This window comes from Flavobacterium cyclinae (assembly GCF_021172145.1).
GTDB classification, from domain to species: Bacteria; Bacteroidota; Bacteroidia; order Flavobacteriales; family Flavobacteriaceae; genus Flavobacterium; species Flavobacterium cyclinae.
On the sequence record NZ_CP089095.1, the window covers coordinates 1,966,275 to 1,984,771 of the forward strand.

At 30.2% G+C, this 18,497-nt stretch carries 19 protein-coding genes; 4 read left to right on the forward strand and 15 right to left on the reverse strand.

Features of this window, described 5'->3' with window-relative positions:
• Positions 1–213: 213 nt before the first annotated feature.
• The 8 genes from fabV to LOS86_RS09240 form a co-directional block, all read right to left on the reverse strand.
• A complete protein-coding gene (gene fabV, locus LOS86_RS09205; RefSeq protein ID WP_231841814.1) occupies positions 214–1,404 on the reverse strand; it encodes an enoyl-ACP reductase FabV in 1,191 nt (396 codons plus the stop codon).
• Between the two features lie 59 nt (positions 1,405–1,463).
• On the reverse strand, positions 1,464–3,116 hold the full coding sequence (recN, locus tag LOS86_RS09210; protein WP_231841815.1) for a DNA repair protein RecN: 1,653 nt from the start codon (positions 3,114–3,116) through the stop codon (positions 1,464–1,466).
• A 10-nt stretch (positions 3,117–3,126) separates the two neighbouring features.
• The gene (gene porD / locus LOS86_RS09215; protein ID WP_231841816.1) at positions 3,127–4,017 is read right to left on the reverse strand and encodes a type IX secretion system protein PorD; all 891 of its coding nucleotides are present in this window, start codon (positions 4,015–4,017) and stop codon (positions 3,127–3,129) included.
• A complete protein-coding gene (gene coaBC, locus LOS86_RS09220) occupies positions 4,010–5,221 on the reverse strand; it encodes a bifunctional phosphopantothenoylcysteine decarboxylase/phosphopantothenate--cysteine ligase CoaBC (protein ID WP_231841817.1) in 1,212 nt (403 codons plus the stop codon). Before coaBC ends, porD begins: the two co-directional genes overlap by 8 nt.
• A 5-nt stretch (positions 5,222–5,226) precedes the next feature.
• On the reverse strand, positions 5,227–5,541 hold the full coding sequence (locus LOS86_RS09225; RefSeq protein ID WP_111565628.1) for a DNA-directed RNA polymerase subunit omega: 315 nt from the start codon (positions 5,539–5,541) through the stop codon (positions 5,227–5,229).
• A 10-nt stretch (positions 5,542–5,551) separates the two neighbouring features.
• Positions 5,552–6,346, reverse strand: coding sequence for an outer membrane protein assembly factor BamD (locus LOS86_RS09230; protein WP_231841818.1), 795 nt, complete (start codon positions 6,344–6,346; stop codon positions 5,552–5,554).
• A gap of 101 nt (positions 6,347–6,447) precedes the next feature.
• Positions 6,448–7,326, reverse strand: coding sequence for a 4-hydroxy-tetrahydrodipicolinate synthase (gene dapA, locus LOS86_RS09235; protein ID WP_231841819.1), 879 nt, complete (start codon positions 7,324–7,326; stop codon positions 6,448–6,450).
• A 2-nt stretch (positions 7,327–7,328) separates the two neighbouring features.
• Positions 7,329–7,847 (reverse strand): DUF6913 domain-containing protein, encoded by a 519-nt coding sequence (locus tag LOS86_RS09240; protein WP_231841820.1) that lies wholly within the window; start codon positions 7,845–7,847, stop codon positions 7,329–7,331.
• 45 nt (positions 7,848–7,892) lie between these two features.
• Between LOS86_RS09240 and LOS86_RS09245 the strand changes: the two genes are divergently transcribed.
• Complete coding sequence (locus tag LOS86_RS09245; protein ID WP_231841821.1) at positions 7,893–8,681, forward strand: 5'-nucleotidase C-terminal domain-containing protein; 789 nt, start codon at positions 7,893–7,895, stop codon at positions 8,679–8,681.
• A 13-nt stretch (positions 8,682–8,694) separates the two neighbouring features.
• Positions 8,695–9,609: a metallophosphatase gene (locus LOS86_RS09250; RefSeq protein WP_231841822.1), complete on the forward strand. Its 915-nt coding sequence runs from the start codon at positions 8,695–8,697 to the stop codon at positions 9,607–9,609.
• Here the strand turns inward: LOS86_RS09250 and LOS86_RS09255 are convergent.
• The 6 genes from LOS86_RS09255 to LOS86_RS09280 all read right to left on the reverse strand — a co-directional run bounded on the left by LOS86_RS09255 (position 9,606) and on the right by LOS86_RS09280 (position 15,764).
• On the reverse strand, positions 9,606–10,304 hold the full coding sequence (locus tag LOS86_RS09255; RefSeq protein WP_231841823.1) for a hypothetical protein: 699 nt from the start codon (positions 10,302–10,304) through the stop codon (positions 9,606–9,608). The two genes, LOS86_RS09250 and LOS86_RS09255, sit on opposite strands and share 4 nt — an antisense overlap.
• Complete coding sequence (gene ligA / locus LOS86_RS09260; RefSeq protein ID WP_231841824.1) at positions 10,297–12,288, reverse strand: NAD-dependent DNA ligase LigA; 1,992 nt, start codon at positions 12,286–12,288, stop codon at positions 10,297–10,299. Before ligA ends, LOS86_RS09255 begins: the two co-directional genes overlap by 8 nt.
• Positions 12,289–12,290: 2 nt before the next feature.
• Positions 12,291–12,764 (reverse strand): DUF6495 family protein, encoded by a 474-nt coding sequence (locus LOS86_RS09265; protein WP_231841825.1) that lies wholly within the window; start codon positions 12,762–12,764, stop codon positions 12,291–12,293.
• A gap of 65 nt (positions 12,765–12,829) precedes the next feature.
• Entirely contained in the window at positions 12,830–13,546 is a 717-nt protein-coding gene (locus LOS86_RS09270) for a hypothetical protein (protein WP_231841826.1), read from the reverse strand.
• 38 nt (positions 13,547–13,584) lie between these two features.
• Positions 13,585–14,880, reverse strand: a complete 1,296-nt coding sequence (locus LOS86_RS09275; protein WP_231841827.1) for an MFS transporter — start codon at positions 14,878–14,880, stop codon at positions 13,585–13,587.
• Between the two features lie 65 nt (positions 14,881–14,945).
• A complete protein-coding gene (locus LOS86_RS09280; RefSeq protein WP_231841828.1) occupies positions 14,946–15,764 on the reverse strand; it encodes a M48 family metallopeptidase in 819 nt (272 codons plus the stop codon).
• A 154-nt stretch (positions 15,765–15,918) separates the two neighbouring features.
• On the opposite strand from LOS86_RS09280, the gene LOS86_RS09285 reads away from it, so the two are divergent.
• Both LOS86_RS09285 and LOS86_RS09290 read left to right on the forward strand, forming a co-directional pair.
• Entirely contained in the window at positions 15,919–16,785 is an 867-nt protein-coding gene (locus LOS86_RS09285; RefSeq protein ID WP_231841829.1) for an alpha/beta hydrolase, read from the forward strand.
• A gap of 50 nt (positions 16,786–16,835) precedes the next feature.
• Positions 16,836–17,681 carry a M23 family metallopeptidase gene (locus LOS86_RS09290; RefSeq protein ID WP_231841830.1) on the forward strand — a complete coding sequence of 282 codons (846 nt, stop codon included), beginning with the start codon at positions 16,836–16,838 and terminating at the stop codon, positions 17,679–17,681.
• A gap of 54 nt (positions 17,682–17,735) precedes the next feature.
• On the opposite strand, the gene LOS86_RS09295 is transcribed toward LOS86_RS09290, so the two are convergent.
• The gene (locus LOS86_RS09295) at positions 17,736–18,461 is read right to left on the reverse strand and encodes an LOG family protein (RefSeq protein ID WP_231834784.1); all 726 of its coding nucleotides are present in this window, start codon (positions 18,459–18,461) and stop codon (positions 17,736–17,738) included.
• Positions 18,462–18,497 lie beyond the last annotated feature (36 nt).

An 18,497-nucleotide genomic window follows, 5' to 3' on the forward strand; every position in this document is an offset into this window, starting at 1 on the left:
CAAAACAAATATAAATAATAAACAGAGACATTTAATGCGTAATTATTAAACGTTTTAGTAATGTTTTATTAATATCGATGAAATGATAAATATTATCGTTTAAATACGCAATAATCACAAACTGTAATTTTTTATAACAATTTTTAAATTTTATGTTATAAAAAAACCCTGATAAATCAGGGCTTAAAATATATTATTATTTTCTAAAAATAATTACTTAATACTTGGTATCATCACCATTTCATTTGTATCAGCTTGATAGTCAACTCCATCAAAACCAAAACCAAATAAATTTAAGAAATCTTGCTTATAACCGGCTAAATCTCCTAACTCCACTAATGTTTCTGTTGTTGATTCGCCCCATAATTTAGCTATTCTTTCCTGAACATCCGCTCTCATTTCCCAATCATCTATACGAATTCTTCCTTTGTCATCTGTTGGAACAGCTTCACCTGAATATAATCTATCGGCGTATAAACGTTGGATTTGCTCTATACAACCTTCATGAATTCCTTCAGCTTTCATAATTTTATATAATAATGATATATATAAAGGAATTACAGGAATAGCAGAACTTGCTTGAGTAACTAATGCTTTATTAACTGAAACATATGCTTTTCCATTAATAGTGGCTAAAGCATCTGTTATTTCAAAAGCAGTTGCTTCTAAATGATCTTTGGCTCTTCCTATAGTACCTTTTCTGTAAACGGCTTCCGTTACTTCAGGTCCAATATAAGAATAAGCAATTGTAGTAGCACCATCTGCTAATACTCCTGCTTCTTTCATGGCATTCATCCACATTGACCAATCTTCTCCACCCATAACAACTACCGTATTTGCAATATCTTCTTCATTGGCTGGCTCAATAGAAACAGTTGTTACATTTCCAGTATGAAAATCTACCGTTTTATTCGTAAAAGTATTTCCAATTGGTTTTAAAGTTGAGCGATGTAATACTCCTGTTACTGGATGTTGACGTACAGGAGAAGCCAAACTATAGATAACCAAATCTACTTGTCCTAAATCAGCTTTAATCATATCAATGGTTTGTTGCTTCACTTCATTAGAAAAAGCATCACCATTAATACTTTTTGCGTATAAACCTGCCTTTTGAGCTTCCATTTCAAAAGCAGCAGAATTGTACCAACCTGGAGAAGCCGTTTTCCCTTCAGAAGGTGCTTTTTCAAAAAACACACCAATTGTAGCTGCATCAGAACCAAAAGCACTTGTAATTCTTGAAGCCAAACCAAAACCAGTAGATGCACCAATAACTAGCACTCTTTTTGGACCATTGATTTTTCCTTTCGATTTTACATATTCAATTTGATTTTTTACATTTTGTTCGCAACCTTTAGGATGAGCTGTCAAACAAATAAATCCTCGCATTCTTGGTTCTATAATCATCTTATTTTATTTTATATGTTTTGTTGTTTATTTGTATGTAGCAAAAGTACTTTAAAAAATTAATTCAACAAAGCTTTTGCATGTTGTATAGCAGAATCTGAGATTGCTTTTCCTGATAACATTTCGGCAATTTGAATTACTCTTTCTTCTGAAGTTAGCAATGTTAATTCTGAAATTGTAGTATCTCCAAAGCTGCTTTTTGAAACCTTATAGTGCATGTTTCCTTTGGCTGCAATTTGTGGTAAATGAGTAATGGCAAAAACTTGCATTGTTTTACTCATCTCTTTCATGATTTCACCCATTTTTATAGCAATTTCGCCCGAAACTCCTGTATCAATCTCATCAAATATTATGGTAGGCAACTTAGAATAATTAGCTAAAATTGCTTTGATAGCTAACATAATACGTGACATTTCACCTCCAGAAGCTACTTTCTTTAATAATCCAAAACTAGTTCCTTTGTTAGCCGAAAATAGTAAAACCACTTCATCTTTTCCTTTTGGAGAGTAAGAATCTGTATGATTGATTTCGATTTGAAAATCAGCTTCTATCATTCCTAATTGAGCTAAAATGACTTTTATTTTATCAATTAAAATTGGAACCGCTTTTTTTCTATTATCCGAAATCAATTGGGCAATTTCATCTACTTTAGCTTGTTTTGAGTCTACTTCTAGTTGCAATTTGGATATTGTACCATCTAAATCATCTACACGAATTACTTTTGTTTCTAGTTCATTTTGTATAGCTAATAACTCCGAAATAGTTAGTACTTGATGCTTTTTCTGTAATGAATAAATGGTTTGTAATTTATTGTTTACCAAGTCTAAACGTTCTGGATTAGCTACAATCTTATCATTATTTTGTTCACATTCCGAAATAATATCTTCGATTTCAAGCAAACTACTTGTTAACCTTTCTAACAACATTTCATTATGTTTTGAAAAACCGGCTAATCGTTGAAGTGCTATTTTAATTTCTTTTAAATTAACTAATGCCCCCACCTGCTCTTCATTAGCAATGGCTAAAATTCGTTCGAAATTTTCTTTTATGAATTCAACATTGCTTAATTGTTCCAGTTCTTGTTCCAAAGCTTCTTGTTCGCCATCAGTTAAATTAGCTGCTAAAAGTTCGTTTAGCAAAAACGAATTGTACTCATATTCTTTTACCAAAGTTTCTTTTTCTGAAAATAATAGTTTCAATTCTTTTTTTGCAGATTTGAATTCAGCAAGCGAATTTTTATAAGAAACAACTAAATCAGTGTTATTGGCAACAGCATCTAAAATATCTATTTGATAATTTTCCTCAGTTAATTCCCTAGTTTGATGTTGGGAATGAATATCAATTAATAATTCGCCTAATTCTTGCAATTCCTGTAGGTTTACAGGACTATCGTTTACAAAAGCTCTAGATTTACCTGAAGGTAAAATTTCTCTTCTAATGATGGTATTATCTTCATAATCCATGTCATTTTCATTGAAGAAAGCTTGCAATTTATAATTTGAAATAGCAAATTGGGCTTCAATAATGCACTTTTGCTCTTTATTTTTTAATGAAGATAAATCGGCTCTTTTTCCTAAAACTAAACCCAAAGCCCCTAAAAGAATTGACTTTCCTGCTCCTGTTTCACCTGTAATTACAGAGAACTGATTGGAAAAATCGGTTTCAAGAGATTCAATGAGGGCGTAATTTTTTATAGACAGCGAAAGCAGCATAAATAAAATATTATTTAATATTACTCCACTTTTGAGAATTTAATGGAGAAATTCTATTTAAAGTTTCCAATAATGGCACCACATCAATTCTTGGTCCACCACTAAAAATGGAAACAATTTCATCTGTTTTGGCATCAAAAAAAGTTCGTGTTAGTAAAGCGTTTGGACGCACCTTTTGAACTTCAGCCAATACATTAATTGCTTTTACAACACCTTCTTTACCTTTTTTTACATCTTCTGCCATTGTATCTAATCCTAATCTATGGTATTGATAAAGCGATAATCTAAAAGGTGAAAAAGTATTGGACAAAATATCTGAAATTAAGAAATTTCTATTGTTATTATTCCCTTCAGATTGATTCCATCCTTTGTAGCCACTTGTTTGCGCTACATTTACAATATTAGAAGCAATTTGATAATATTCAGTTCCTCCTAATTCTGAAAAGGAATCCTGATCCATTCCAATAATCACATTTGCATAAAAAGCTAAAACGGATACTAAATTAGAATTAAAGCTATTTTGATCGTAAATTAAATTTTCAAATTCGATGAAACGAAAAGTAAAATTTTTATCGTTAATATTTAATATTGGACTAGATAATGTAGAATTAAAAACAGGTCTAGAAGATTGTACTTGTAAAGTGGCTTCAAATGTATTAGACCCATACGAATTTACATTAATAAAGAAATTACATTCTATTTTTTCAACATCAGTAAATTCTTTTGTTGTCCATTTTGTAGTATTCAAGAATTCTTTTACTTGGGTTTCTAAATTTTTAAAAAGCTGCGGATTTCCATTAGCAACTTGTTGAAAATTAACAGAAACTGTAGCATTTAACTCTTGCGAAACAACGTTTGCAATTGAAAACAAAAAAAATATTACCAGTCCTAATTTACGCATTATACAATTGAATTACCTTATTAATAATATCTTGAGCAACTTCTTCTTTAGATTTCAACTCTTTTGGCTCAATTTGAAAATCTTTAGAAATAAAAGTTACTTTATTTGTAGGTTGCCCAAAACCTGCCCCTTTGTCATTCAAAGAATTTAAAACAATCAAATCTAAGTTTTTTTTCTGAATTTTTTGCTTTGCGTGTTCAATTTCATTTTCAGTTTCTAAAGCAAAACCAATCAGAAATTGATTTTTCTTTTGTTCACCAAGCGAAGCTAAAATATCTTTTGTTTTTTCTAGCTCTATAGTAAACGAAGAATCATTCTTTTTTATTTTCTGTTGGGCTACATTTTTTGGTCGATAATCTGCAACAGCAGCTGCAGCAATAGCAACATCTACATCCTTATAGTATTGATGACAAGCGTCATACATATCTTGTGCAGATGTAACTCGAATAAGTTGAATAGAGGCGTTTTTTACATTCAAGTGCGTAGGTCCAGTAATTAATATCACCTCTGCCCCATTATTTGCAGCTTCATTTGCAATATCAAATCCCATTTTACCAGAAGAATGATTTCCTATAAAACGAACGGGATCAATAGCTTCGTAAGTTGGACCTGCAGTAATAAGAATTTTTTTTCCTTTAAGTGGTAATCTAGAAGCAATATCTTTTTCTAAAAAGGCAACAATATTTTCTGGTTCAGCCATTCGACCTTCGCCAACTAGACCACTTGCTAACTCTCCACTTTCTGCCGGAATCATGGTATTACCAAATGATTTCAATTTCTCAAAACTGTCAAGAGTTGATGGATGTTTATACATATCCAAATCCATTGCAGGTGCAAAGTAAACTGGACATTTTGCAGAAAGATACGTTGCAATTAATAAATTGTCGCAATTGCCATTTGCCATTTTAGAAAGCGTGTTAGCTGTAGCTGGAGCAATTAGCATAAAATCAGCCCACAAACCTAATTCCACATGATTGTTCCATTCCCCATTTCCTTCCTCTTCATTAAAAAAAGTAGAATACACAGGATTTTTTGATAGTGTTGCTAAGGTAAGTGGCGTAACAAAATGCAAAGAAGCAGGTGACATTACAACTTGTACTTGTGCACCTGCTTTTATAAGTAATCTAACCAAGTTGGCTGTTTTATAAGCAGCTATACCACCAGATATACCTAGCAAGATTTTTTTACCGCTTAAAACAGACATAATGATTATTTTGCGTCTCTGTAATAGATTTTACCTTCTTCCCATTCTTGTACTGCTAAAGCGTGTGGTTTAGGTAATTTTTCATAGAATTTTGAAACTTCAATTTGCTCTTTGTTTTCAAAAATTTCCTCTAAACTATCATTATAAGTAGCAAACTCTTCTAATTTTTCAATCAATTCTTTTTTAATTTCAGTATTGATTTGATTAGCGCGTTTTGCCATAATAGTAATCGCTTCATAAATGTTTCCTGTAGGTTCTTCTAATTTACTTTTGTTATAAGTAATAGTATTTACTGGAGCATTTGTTTTCTTTAAATCCATGATTTACTTTTTATTTAATGTAATTTTGTAATTCTTTTTCTACTTCAGCTAACATTTTATCAGCTTTCTCTTTATACTCTGTTTCCGTATTAAACTTAATTAAATTAGTGTAAGCTGTTTTAGCATAAGCCAAACGTTCTTGTTTTTTTGCTTCAACACTGTTAATAGCTAATTTGTATGCAGAGTCAAATCTGTAAAACAAAGCTTGTTCTTTGTAAGGAGTACCCGGATAATCTGCTATAAAATTTTCAAGTGCTTTTAATGCTCCTTTAAAATCAGAAATTGTATTGTATTGTTTAGCAATTTCAAATGCTTTTTTCTCTAATTTTTCACGTAACTCTTTTACATATGCATTAGCTTGAGGCAAATATTGAGAATCTGGATAAACATCAATAAAATGTTGCATTTTGTCTAATGCTTTATTTGTATCGGTTTGATCTAAACTGTATTCTGGAGAAAGTTTATAAAAACATTCTGCTGCATAAAAAGCACATTCTTCTCGTTTTTCACTTTTAGGATAAGTTGCAACGAAATTTTCCAACTGATAACCTGCTAAATAAAATTGATTCGATTTATACAAAGACATTGAATAAAAATAAAACATTCGCTCAGCACTAGGCTTTCCTTTATAAGCAGGAGCAATTTGTTCATATAATCTTATGGCTTTTGTGTATTTTCCTGCTTCATACAATTTGCCTGCTGTTTCATTTTTAACAGCGACATCATCAGATTTTAAAGCTTTCTGATATTCACTACATGAAACCAAAAATAATGCAACAAAAAGGAAACTAATTACTTTACTCATTTATTTATATTTAATCTTTTTTATAAAATCAACTTATTTTTTGACGTCTAAAAAAGCAACTGCAAATTTAGACATAATTTATTAACCACAAAAATCTTTTTTTATTTCAAACTTTGGGTAAAATTATTTAATCGTTTTGCCAAATCTTCGTTTACATTTACCAATGGTAATCTCACTGTATTTTCAGACAAACCTAATGATTTAAAGACTTCTTTGATTCCGCCAGGATTTCCTTGTTCAAAAATCATATCAATACTATCTGCAAGTAAATAATGAAGTTTGTATGCTTCATCTACTTTTCTTTGAAGTCCTAAACGAACCATTTCAGAAAATTCTTTAGGAAAACCTTCTCCAATTACCGAAATCACTCCTGCTCCACCTGCCAGAACCATAGGCAAAGTAATCATATCATCACCAGAAATCACTAAAAACCCTTCAGGTTTAGTTTGAATTAATTTCATGGCTTGAACAATATCTCCAGCTGCTTCTTTAATTCCGATTACATTTTTAAAATCATTGGCAATTCTAACAACAGTTGATGGCAACATATTGCTAGCAGTTCTTCCTGGCACATTGTATAAAATTACTGGAATAGGCGATGCTTCTGCAACTGCTTTGAAATGTTGGTAAATACCTTCTTGTGTAGGTTTGTTATAATATGGTGAAACTGATAATATAGCTGAAAAATGAGAAAAATCTCTTGTTTTTAATTCTTCAACTACTTTTTGTGTATTATTCCCTCCAACACCTAAAACTAAAGGCAATCTTCCTGCATTTGCAGTAACAATAGTATTGATTACTAGTTCCTTTTCTTCTTGAGATAAAGTTGCAGATTCAGCCGTTGTTCCTAAAACCACTAAGTACTCAACGCCTCCTTCAATTACATGATTAACAATCCTAGTTAAAGCTTCTATATCAACAGAAAAATCTTTTTTAAATGGTGTAACTAAAGCAACACCTGTACCAATAAATGATTGCATTTTTATATTTTATTTAAAATTTTCAAATATTTAAACAATTCCAAAACAAATTCGTTATAGTTTTCTACCAAAGTCTTAATGATAAAATGATTCACTCTTTTATCAACTGTATCAAATCCAACTTTAAATTTTGCTTTAGATTTAGTTGACAACAACAAAAGAGCGCTTTTGTTTACATCATAATAATTAATTAACAAATCAAATGGAGTTTCTATAAAGTCATTCACCTCTTTTTTATCAATTTCACCTGAAATAGAAATGTTTTTTATCGATAAAAACGGCTCAATGATTTCTTCCTTTTTCTTGATTTTATCTTTGTAAACTAAAACTGAAATATTATTATTTTGAATGCCTTGCGAAACAATTCTTTCAATTAATAAATTGGTTGAATTGAAATAGGTTTCATCTACCAAAACACCTACTGTCAAAACCTTATCATTTGAACCAATAGATTTTTGAGTTGCTAATTTTTTAGTAACATTTTTTTTAAGAAAAAAATTCTTTATTATATTATAAAACATAGTATTTTTACCTATTCGACAAAATTAAAAATTTAAACTTTTGTTATGTTTGTAAATGTAAAAAAGAATACGATATCTTTTGGTTTTTTTGTTATATTATTAACATTTAATTTCTTTACTTCTTGTAAATCAACATCCTCCTATCAAATTACAAAAATTGAAGGAAAAAAAATTGGAATTACTAATGAAAAGGGAGAAGATGAAACTATCTCAAGTTATGTAAAACCTTATAAAGATGCTATTGATAAAGATTTATCAAGTGTTTTGGCATATTGTCCTGAAACGCAAGATAAAAGTAAAGGAAAATGGCAAACCAATATTGGGAATTTATTAGCTGAGATAACATTTGAACTTGGAAATCCGGTTTTTCAAAAAAGAGAAAATAAAAATTTAGACATTTGTTTACTCAATCACGGTGGAATAAGAGCTATGATTCCTAAAGGTGATGTTACCACTAGAACAGCATTTGAAGTAATGCCTTTTGAAAACAGTTTGATTATTGTAGGTTTATCTGGAAAAGAAATTAGAACATTAGCGGAATATATCCTAAAAGAGAAAAAACCTCATCCTTTATATGGAATAAAAATTTTCATAGATAAAGAAACTTCAAAAATAAACAGGATTGAAATAAACAATCAACCTTTAGATGATAATCGAATTTATTATGTAGGAACTTCTGATTATTTAGCAAATGGTGGCGATAACATGACATTTTTCAAAGAAAGTTCTATAAAATATGACATGGATTATAAATTAAGAAACATGTTAATTGATTACTTTAAAAAAGTAGATACTATTCCAAACATTACAACCGAAAAAATAATTTTAGAATAATACTTAGAAAGCAATGAAGAGAAGAGATTTTATCCAAAAAACAGCTGCTAGTACAGCTTTACTTGGCTTATCAGGAGTGAGTCTAAGTAGTTTTACTACTATTGAAACTAAAAAAATTACCATTTTACATACAAATGATACTCATAGTCATATAGATCCATTTCCTGCTGATCATCCAAGAAATCCAAATATGGGTGGCGCTGCCAGAAGAGCCGCTATTATTGACAGTATTAGAAAAGAGGAAAAAAATGTATTGCTATTAGATGCAGGAGACATTTTTCAAGGTACTCCCTATTTTAATTATTATGGGGGCGAACTGGAATTCAAAATTATGAGCATGATGCAATATGATTTAGCAACAATGGGAAATCATGATTTTGATAATGGTATTGATGGTTTTTACGCTCAATTGCCTCATGCAAAATTTGATTTTGTTTCTGCTAATTACGATTTTAAAAACACCATTTTAAATGATATTGTTAAACCTTATAAAATCATAATTAAAGACGGAATCAAAATTGGAATTTTTGGATTAGGAGTTCAATTAGACGGACTAGTTGATAAAAAACTTTACAAAGAAACAGTTTATAACGACCCTATTGAAGTAGCTCAAGACATGTCTAGAATTTTAAGTGAAGAGAAAAAGTGTGATTTAGTAATTTGCTTATCGCATTTAGGGTTTAAATATAAAGATGAGCCTGAAAAACCTAGTGATATTGTATTAGCAAGAAAAACAAAAAATATCGATTTAATTATTGGAGGACATTCGCATACTTTTTTAGATAAACCAGTTATTGAAAAAAATAGTGAAGGAAAAGAAGTATTAATTAATCAAGTGGGATGTTTTGGTATTAATTTAGGACGAATTGATTTTTATTTATCTGATACTGTTGCTTATAACAATCAAACTAAAAACATTGTTGTTTAGCTCTTTAAATGAGGAAATAATTTGGATCTACTCACAAAATAATTAATATACATGTAGTATGACAATTGCTGGGATAAAACATAAACTATTTTAATAACCCAAACATCTTTTGTACTTTTTGTAAAAATAAAAAACAAATCAGATACAATAAAAAAAGCGACCATATATACCATGTAAGTTGACGCTTTATTATCAAAATTGAAATGAATTAAGAATCCCATAATACTCATTACAAGTAATAATATTCCATAAATAATATAAATACTAAATTCTAATTGTGATGATTCGTTGATGAAAGATAAAATATTATATAAAAGATAAAATAGAAGGAACAAAATGATATAAAAGGAAATACTATTTATCTCATAATTCTTTACTTTGGAATAATATAAAAAATCTTGTGCTAAAAAAAAGGTTACAATAACATAAGGCAACCCAAAAAACACTAAACTAGAAATTAAAAAATCTTCTTCATTCAATATTTTTAAAATTTCTGCAATAAAAAAAAACAATATGGAAAGGGTAAATAAAAAATTAATTTTTCCCTTTACTTTAGTGTAATAGTAATAGTAAATAGATGGAATTATTATAGGCTTGCTAAAAAGTTCTAAATTATCATTATTAATAATAATGGATAATAAATAAAGAACTAAAGCAATAATAAATAAAACTATAGCCGAATTTACTTTAATCATCTAACATTGTTTTGAAATCATTTTCAGAAATTATAGGGATTTTTAATTGATTCGCTTTTTCTAATTTGGAAGGTCCCATATTATCACCAGCAATAACATAATCTGTTTTTGAAGAAATTGAACTTCCTACTTTTCCGCCATTATCTTCAATTGCTTTTTTTAGTTCATCTCTTGAATAAATTTCAAAAACACCCGATACAACAAAAGTTTTACCTTTTAATTTTTCAGAAAGTAAAGCTGTCTCTTCACCAGATTGTAATTGAACACCTTGTTGTTTTAGTCTTTCAATGATACGAATATTTTCTTGATTTTCAAAGAATTGCACTACACTTTGTGCAATTTTATCTCCAATTTCATCCACTAAAATCAAATCCATTATACTAGCATTAGCTATAGCATCAATAGATTTATAATGTTTGGCTAATTTTTTAGCAACCGTTTCACCCACATATCGAATACCCAATGCATATAAAACACGTTCAAAAGGTATAGCTTTCGATTTTTCAATACCATTAATTAAGTTTTCTGCTGATTTTTCAGCCATACGCTCTAACGGAATGATTTGTTCTTTTTTTAGTTCATACAAATCGGCATAATTAGTAACCAAACCTGCATTGTATAACAAAGCAACTGTTTCACCACCCAAACCATCAATATCCATAGCTTTTCGGGTAATAAAATGCTGTATTCTTCCAATAATCTGTGGTGGACATCCATAAAAATTGGGACAAAAATGATTGGCTTCTCCTTCACTTCTAACTAATTCTGTTTGACATTCAGGACAATGCGTAATATATTTTGTAGGCGTTTCTTGATTTCCTCTTTTAGCAACTGCTATAATTTTTGGAATAATTTCACCCCCTTTTTCTACGAAGACTTCATCACCTATTCGGATATCTAATTTTTCAATTTGGTCGGCATTATGTAACGAAGCTCGTTTTACGATTGTTCCTGCCAATTGCACTGGTTCTAAATTTGCAACAGGCGTTATCGCACCAGTTCTTCCTACTTGATATGAAATCGAATTTAATGTGGTAGTTACTTGCTCGGCTTTAAATTTATAAGCCATTGCCCAACGCGGTGATTTTGCCGTATACCCTAATTCATCTTGATGTTGTAAATTATTAACTTTTATCACAACACCATCAGTTTCATAAGGCAAATCGTGTCGATGTTTATCCCAATAATTTATATACTCAAAAACCTCCTCTAAATTTTTAGCTAATTTGGATTGTGTTGGTACTTTAAATCCCCAATCTCTTGCTTTTTGTAAGCCTTCAAATTGGGTTTTAAAAGGTAAATTATTTCCAATTACAAAGTAAAGTAAACAATCTAATGGTCGCTTGGCCACTTCGGCACTATCTTGTAATTTTAAACTTCCAGATGCAGTATTTCTTGGATTTGAATAGGGAGTTTCACCAATTTCAATTAGTTCTTGGTTCATTTTTTCAAATCCGGCAAACGGAAGAATAATTTCACCACGAATGTCAAATTTGTCTGGAAAATCTCCTTTCAAATGAATAGGAACTGCTTTTATCGTTTTGATATTATTGGTAACATCATCACCTTGAAAACCATCGCCACGAGTAACTGCTCGAACTAAACGACCTTTTTCATACGAAATGCTAATTGACGCTCCATCGTATTTTAATTCGCAAGTATATTCTAACGTAACATCGCCTAACACCTTTTGAATTCGGGTTTCCCAATCTTGTAAATCTTCAATTGAATAAGAATTATCCAAAGAATACATTCGAAATTCATGCTGAACGGTTTCAAAATTCTTTGTAATGGATCCTCCTACTCTTTGAGTTGGTGAATTCTCATCAAAAAATTCAGGATGTTGTGTTTCTAAATCTTGTAAATGTTTTAGTTTTTGGTCAAATTCAAAATCAGAAATTGTTGGATTGTCTAAAACATAATAATTATAATTATGCTGATTTAATTCGTCTCTTAAATTCTTAATAGTATCTAAAACGCTCATATTTACTGATTGATTAAGCTATCTAATTTTGTGAACAATTCGCCTTTACTAATAATTCCGCCTTGTTTGATAATTTCAAACAACGATTCGTTTCTGTTTTGAGTTAAATCCTTTTTCCCCCTAGTAATCTCAACATCATCAGAAAAAAGATTTTCTGAAAGCCAATGAATACCATCTGCAGAAACAAAATCAATTTCAGGATTATTAGATTTTATTACAAAAGAATAAACAACTTCTGACATACATTTAAAAAGAAAAATATAATTCTTTGAAAAATGATCAATATGAGTAACATTAGTCAATGCCTTTTCCCAAATCATATCAGAAAACACATCAATTTCTTGTTCAGCAACATGTGGACGATTCTTTTTAATATCATCCCACTCGATTTTATCGATAGATTGAGTTGCTAAAAAATTAATAAATTCAGGATGTAATTCTTCTAATTGCTCTTTTGTTAATCTTGCGTATTTCATAAAGTAAAGATAAAAAAAATCCCCAAGGTCTACTTCGGGATTTAGTTTAAAAAGTAATTATTTTATTAAAAAAGAGTGTAATCTACTAAAATTGATTCATAAATATTTCCAGAATCATTAGATATCGATTTAATAACACCTACATTTTTTGCAAACCAATATTCAGAATTTATAGTAGTTGGAGGTACTCCAGCCATTGAAGTATTTTGAACAAAACTCACTTTAATCACATCACTATAAGTTTCGCCATCAACTGTAGCAGAAACATTTTTAGCTAAAATTGTTCCGGTATAGTTAATTGTTAGTGTAATTGGTGGAATTCCTGAATAAGTAGTTGTTTGTGTGTAAGAACCTGTCCATGTTTGCCCTACTGCAATATTATCTTTTAAAATAATAAATTCGTAACCTGATTGAGTTCCTGTTAATCCACCAGCATTTATAACAATATCATCCGTTTTTAATTTATAAACACCATTGTTTTTATTTAACCAATTTGTAACAGATCCTGATGTTGTAGAACCTGAACCAGATTGAGGAGCAAATTTATAATACGTTTGCCCACCAAAATTACCAGTTCCAATTATTTTTATAGGATCCAATGCAACACCATCGCGTTCCATTATCCATTCATTGTTAATTGCTGTAGGCCAATAATCTCCTGAAGAAGAACCTCCTCCTGATGAAAGATCTAATGCTGGATCTACGGGTTCATTATCACAAGAAACTGTTGTGAAAGCTACTGTTAAAACAAAAAGTGTTACAATTGATTTTATTGATTTCATAATTTAATTTTAAATGTTTCCAAATATAAAAAGATAATTTATTTTTTAGGTACTCGAAATAATAAAAGTAGTCCTACAACAAAAAATAAAATTAAAAATAAGATGGCATTTTGTATTTTACCCGTTACATCAGCAATATAACCATAAGTAAACATCCCGATTACAATTCCGATTTTCTCAGCAACATCGTAAAAACTAAAGAAAGATGTTGTATCGTTTGTTCCATCTGGTATAAATTTAGAATAGGTTGAACGAGATAAGGATTGAATTCCTCCCATTACTAATCCTACAAAACCTGCCGCAATGTAAAAATCATTAGGAGTCACTACGAAATAGGCATACGTACAAATTAAAATCCATGAGAAATTTATAAAAATAAGCACTTTTATGTTACCATATTTAGCAGAAGCTTTTGATGTTAACCAAGCTCCTATAACTGCAATTAACTGAATTAACAATACACTTACTATCAACCCAATTGTTCTTTTACTATCACTTCCCCATTGCACTTCTTTTTCTCCAAAATAGGCAGCAATTATCATAATGGTTTGCACTGCCATACTGTAAACAAAAAAAGCTGCTAAATAACGTTGTAAAGGTTTTAACTCTTTTAATTGATGCCACACTTTTAGTAATTCTTTAAAACCATTGAAAATTACATTTCGGTGTAACTTATTGTCGTTTTTGTTGTTAGGTAAATAATAGTAGCTGTATTGACTAAATCCTATCCACCAAATTCCAACTAGAAGAAAAGAATAACGCATCATTTGCAACTTATAATCATCTGCAACCCACATTACCATTCCTAAACAAATAAGTAGTAACAAAACACTTCCTACATACCCTAAACTAAATCCTTTTGCACTTATGGCATCTTGTTGTTCTTTATGAGCGATATCGGGTAAATACGAATTATAAAAAACCAAACTTCCCCAAAAACCAATAAGAGCCAACAAATAAGAAATTAAACTTAAAACGACCTTTTCATCATCTATTGAAAAAAAGTACAATGACATACAAGAAATAGCTCCTATATAACAGAAAAGTTTCAAGAAAAATTTCTTATTTCCCATATAATCGGCAATTCCAGATAATAATGGTGAGATAAAAGCAATGATTAAAAATCCTAAAGCTGTTACATAACTGATTAAAGCTTCACTTCGAATTGAAAAATTAAACAAAATAATTTCTTCAATATTTTTTTGACGAAATAATGCACCATAATACAATGGGAAAATAGTCGATGATATTACTAAAGCATAAACTGAATTGGCCCAATCATAGAAAGCCCAAGCATTTAAAAGTTTTGAATCTCCTTTTTGAAGTTGTTGCATAGCAATTGATTTTAAATAAAAAATCCCGACAATGTCGGGATTCAAATATACTAGTAATTTTTTAATTATTTAAAAGTAACACCAAACTTAGCTGCTTCGGCTTTAGCTTGCGGAATTAACTCTTTTATCTTAGCAATACGAGTAGCATTACTAGGGTGTGTACTCATAAACTCTGGAGGTGATTGCCCTCCTGATTGTGCCGCCATCCTTTCCCAAAACGCAACCGCAGTATCAGGATTATAACCTGCAATTGCCATTAAAGTTAGTCCAATCATATCGGCTTCACTTTCATGTGCTCTACTAAAAGGTAACATTCCACCTAATTGTGTAGTAGCTCCATAAGCTGTCATGGCAATTTGTTGGGTTTGTTGCGATTTATTTCCGGTGGCAACCGCTACACCTGCAGCACCTACTTGTTGAAAAACTCCTGCACTCATTCGTTGCTGGCCGTGATTGGCTAAAGCATGTGCCACTTCATGTCCCATTACTGTTGCCATACCGGCATCGTCTTTACAAATAGGCATAATTCCTGTATAAAAAACAATTTTTCCTCCTGGCATACACCATGCATTCACTTCTTTACTATCTACTAATTTATATTCCCAAGCATAGCCATCTAAATAATTAGCATATCCATTAGCGTTTAACCAACGTTCGGCTGCTACTTTAATTTTGCTTCCTACAGTTTCTACTCTTTTTGCATCGCTTGTACCGGTAATAACTTTATTTTCAGATAAAAACTGATTGTATTGCTGAAATGCAGAAGGTAATATTTCACTATTTGGTACAAGTGCTAAAGTACTTTTTCCTGTAAAAGGATTTTTAGCACATGAAAGTACCATCACTAAAAGTCCTAGGGCGATAATTTTAGTTCTATTATTCATAAGATTAATTTTTTAACAAAAATACGATATATACTTTTAAATTTTAAAATCCGACATCAAAATTATAACCTATTCATATTGAATTTAACTTTATTTTATAAGGAAATTTTAATCCTGAGACTTCATTATTTGTAACTTCGCAAAAAAATTTAAAATGCCAAAAAAGAAACAAAAACAATCGCAAGTTATTGAAATACCTAAACCTATTTTATATACGGCTAAATTTTTTCAAGCTGTTTCTTCTAGCCTAACAACTAAATTTGCGGCCAAACTTTTTACCACTCCTATTCGTCATAAATTACCAAAGCGTGAATTACATATGGAACGCGAAAGTGTTCAAAAAAGTATTATGGTTCCTGCGATAAACAAAGAAATTGTAGTCTATGAATATGGCAAAAGCGATAAAAAAGTACTTTTAGTTCATGGTTGGTCTGGAAGAGGAACACAATTGGTTAAAATTGCAGATGAGTTATTGAAAATGGGCTACATGACCATAAGTTTTGATGCGCCTGCTCATGGGAAATCAAAAGGAAATTATTCGATAATGACCGAATTTATTGCTTCCATTTTAGAATTGGAAAAACATTATGGTTCGTTTGAATTTGCTATTGGACATTCGCTTGGTGGTATGTCGGTTTTGAATGCGATTAAACAAAATCTGAAAGTTAAAAAAGCAGTTACCATTGGAGCTGGCGATATCATTCAAGACATCATTGATGATTTTATAAAGAAGTTAGAATTAAAGCCAGAATACGGTATTAAATTAAGAGATCATTTCGAAAAACGATTTGCCGGAAAAATGGATGATTATTCAGCTTATAAAGCAGCAAAAACAATCAATATTCCTGTTTTAATTATGCATGATAAAGAAGATGATGATGTATCAGTTAAAGCGGCTTATCATATTCACGAACATTTACAAGGTTCAGAATTGGTTATTACAGAAGGTTTAGGGCATCGTAAAATTTTAGGGGATGAAACTGTAATTAAAATGATAGTCAAATTTATCTCTGAAAAATAAAATTAGATTTTCATTTTATATCTGCTTTTATGTAGTTAAAAAATATATTTTTGAAATTAACAAAATTATTTACTTCTATGAATATTTTAAAAAATTGCATTTTACTGATATTATTGTCAACAACAATTTCTAAAGCGGAAATTAATATCAAAATTTATTATGAGCAATTTGAAAATGGTTATAATATTTATGCTGATAATCAAGAGTTTTGTCCCGTTAGTGTTAAAATAAATTTTACTACAACAAATCTTAATATAAATGGAGGTAATAATAAAGTTTATGTCGTTAATTCTCAAACAAAAAAACAACTTTTAACATCTCTTAGCGTATTAAAACAAGGTATGCCATACAAATTTTCATATCAAACGAATTTCAATTATGGTGATTACTACAATACAGCATATGATGAAAATTTTATTTACGATCTTCCATTTAAAAAGTCAGAAAAATTTAGCGTTTTGCAAGGTTATAATGGATCGTTTTCACACCAAAATGAAAACTCACTAGATTTTTCTATGCCAATTGGAACAGAATTATTTGCGATAAGAGATGGTATAGTAATTAAAGTCATAGATCATAACAATAGAAATTGCGCTACAAAAGATTGTGCCAAGTATAACAATACAATAATTATTTATCACTCTGATGGAACTTTTGCAGAATACGCACATCTAAAACAAAAAGGTGCAATTGTCAAAGTTGGAGACCAAATAACTAAAGGTCAACTTATAGGATATAGTGGAAATGTAGGCTGGAGTTCGGTTGCTCATTTACATTTGGTTATATTTAAACAGGAATTAGAAAATAGAGTTACCTTAAAAACAAGGTTTAAAATTGAAAATGGAGACAAAAATGAATATTTAATTGAATCAAAAGTATATAGCAAAAATTATTAACTGTTTTTTTTATAAAAACATAAAAGTCCTTCGATTTGAAGGACTTTTGCTTTTTTAGAAATTGGGTGATAAATTGTATTTTTTATAGAAGTTATCTAATGCTTCTAACACCTCATCTTCTGTATCAACCACTTTGATTAAGTTCATATCATCTGGACTGGCATTTTTCATTTTGTCAATCATTACATTTTTAATCCAATCTAATAAACCTGACCAGAATTCTGTTCCTACTAAAATAATTGGGAATTTTCCAATTTTCTTAGTCTGAATTAATGTTATCGCTTCGAATAATTCGTCTAAAGTTCCAAAACCTCCTGGCATTACCACAAAACCTTGTGAATATTTTACAAACATTACTTTTCTCACGAAAAAGTAATCAAAATTTAAGTTTTTATCCTTATCAATGTACGGATTAAAGTGTTGCTCAAAAGGCAATTCAATGTTTAAACCTACCGATGTTCCACCTCCATAATGTGCTCCTTTGTTTCCGGCTTCCATGATACCAGGACCACCACCTGTAATAACGCCATATCCTGCTTTACTGATTTTGAAAGCAATTTTTTCAGCTAATAAATAGTATTTGTCTTCTGGTTTTGTTCTTGCTGAACCAAAAATAGATACACAAGGACCAATTCTTCCCATTGATTCGTAACCATTTACGAATTCTGACATGATTTTAAAAATTGCCCATGAATCATTAGTTCTTATTTCATTCCAAGTCTTTTGCTTGAATTTCTCTTGAATTCTGTGGTCTTCGTTTTCGTACTGATCTGCTGCCATAATAATTTTAGTTAATTTGTTTGTAAACAAACTATT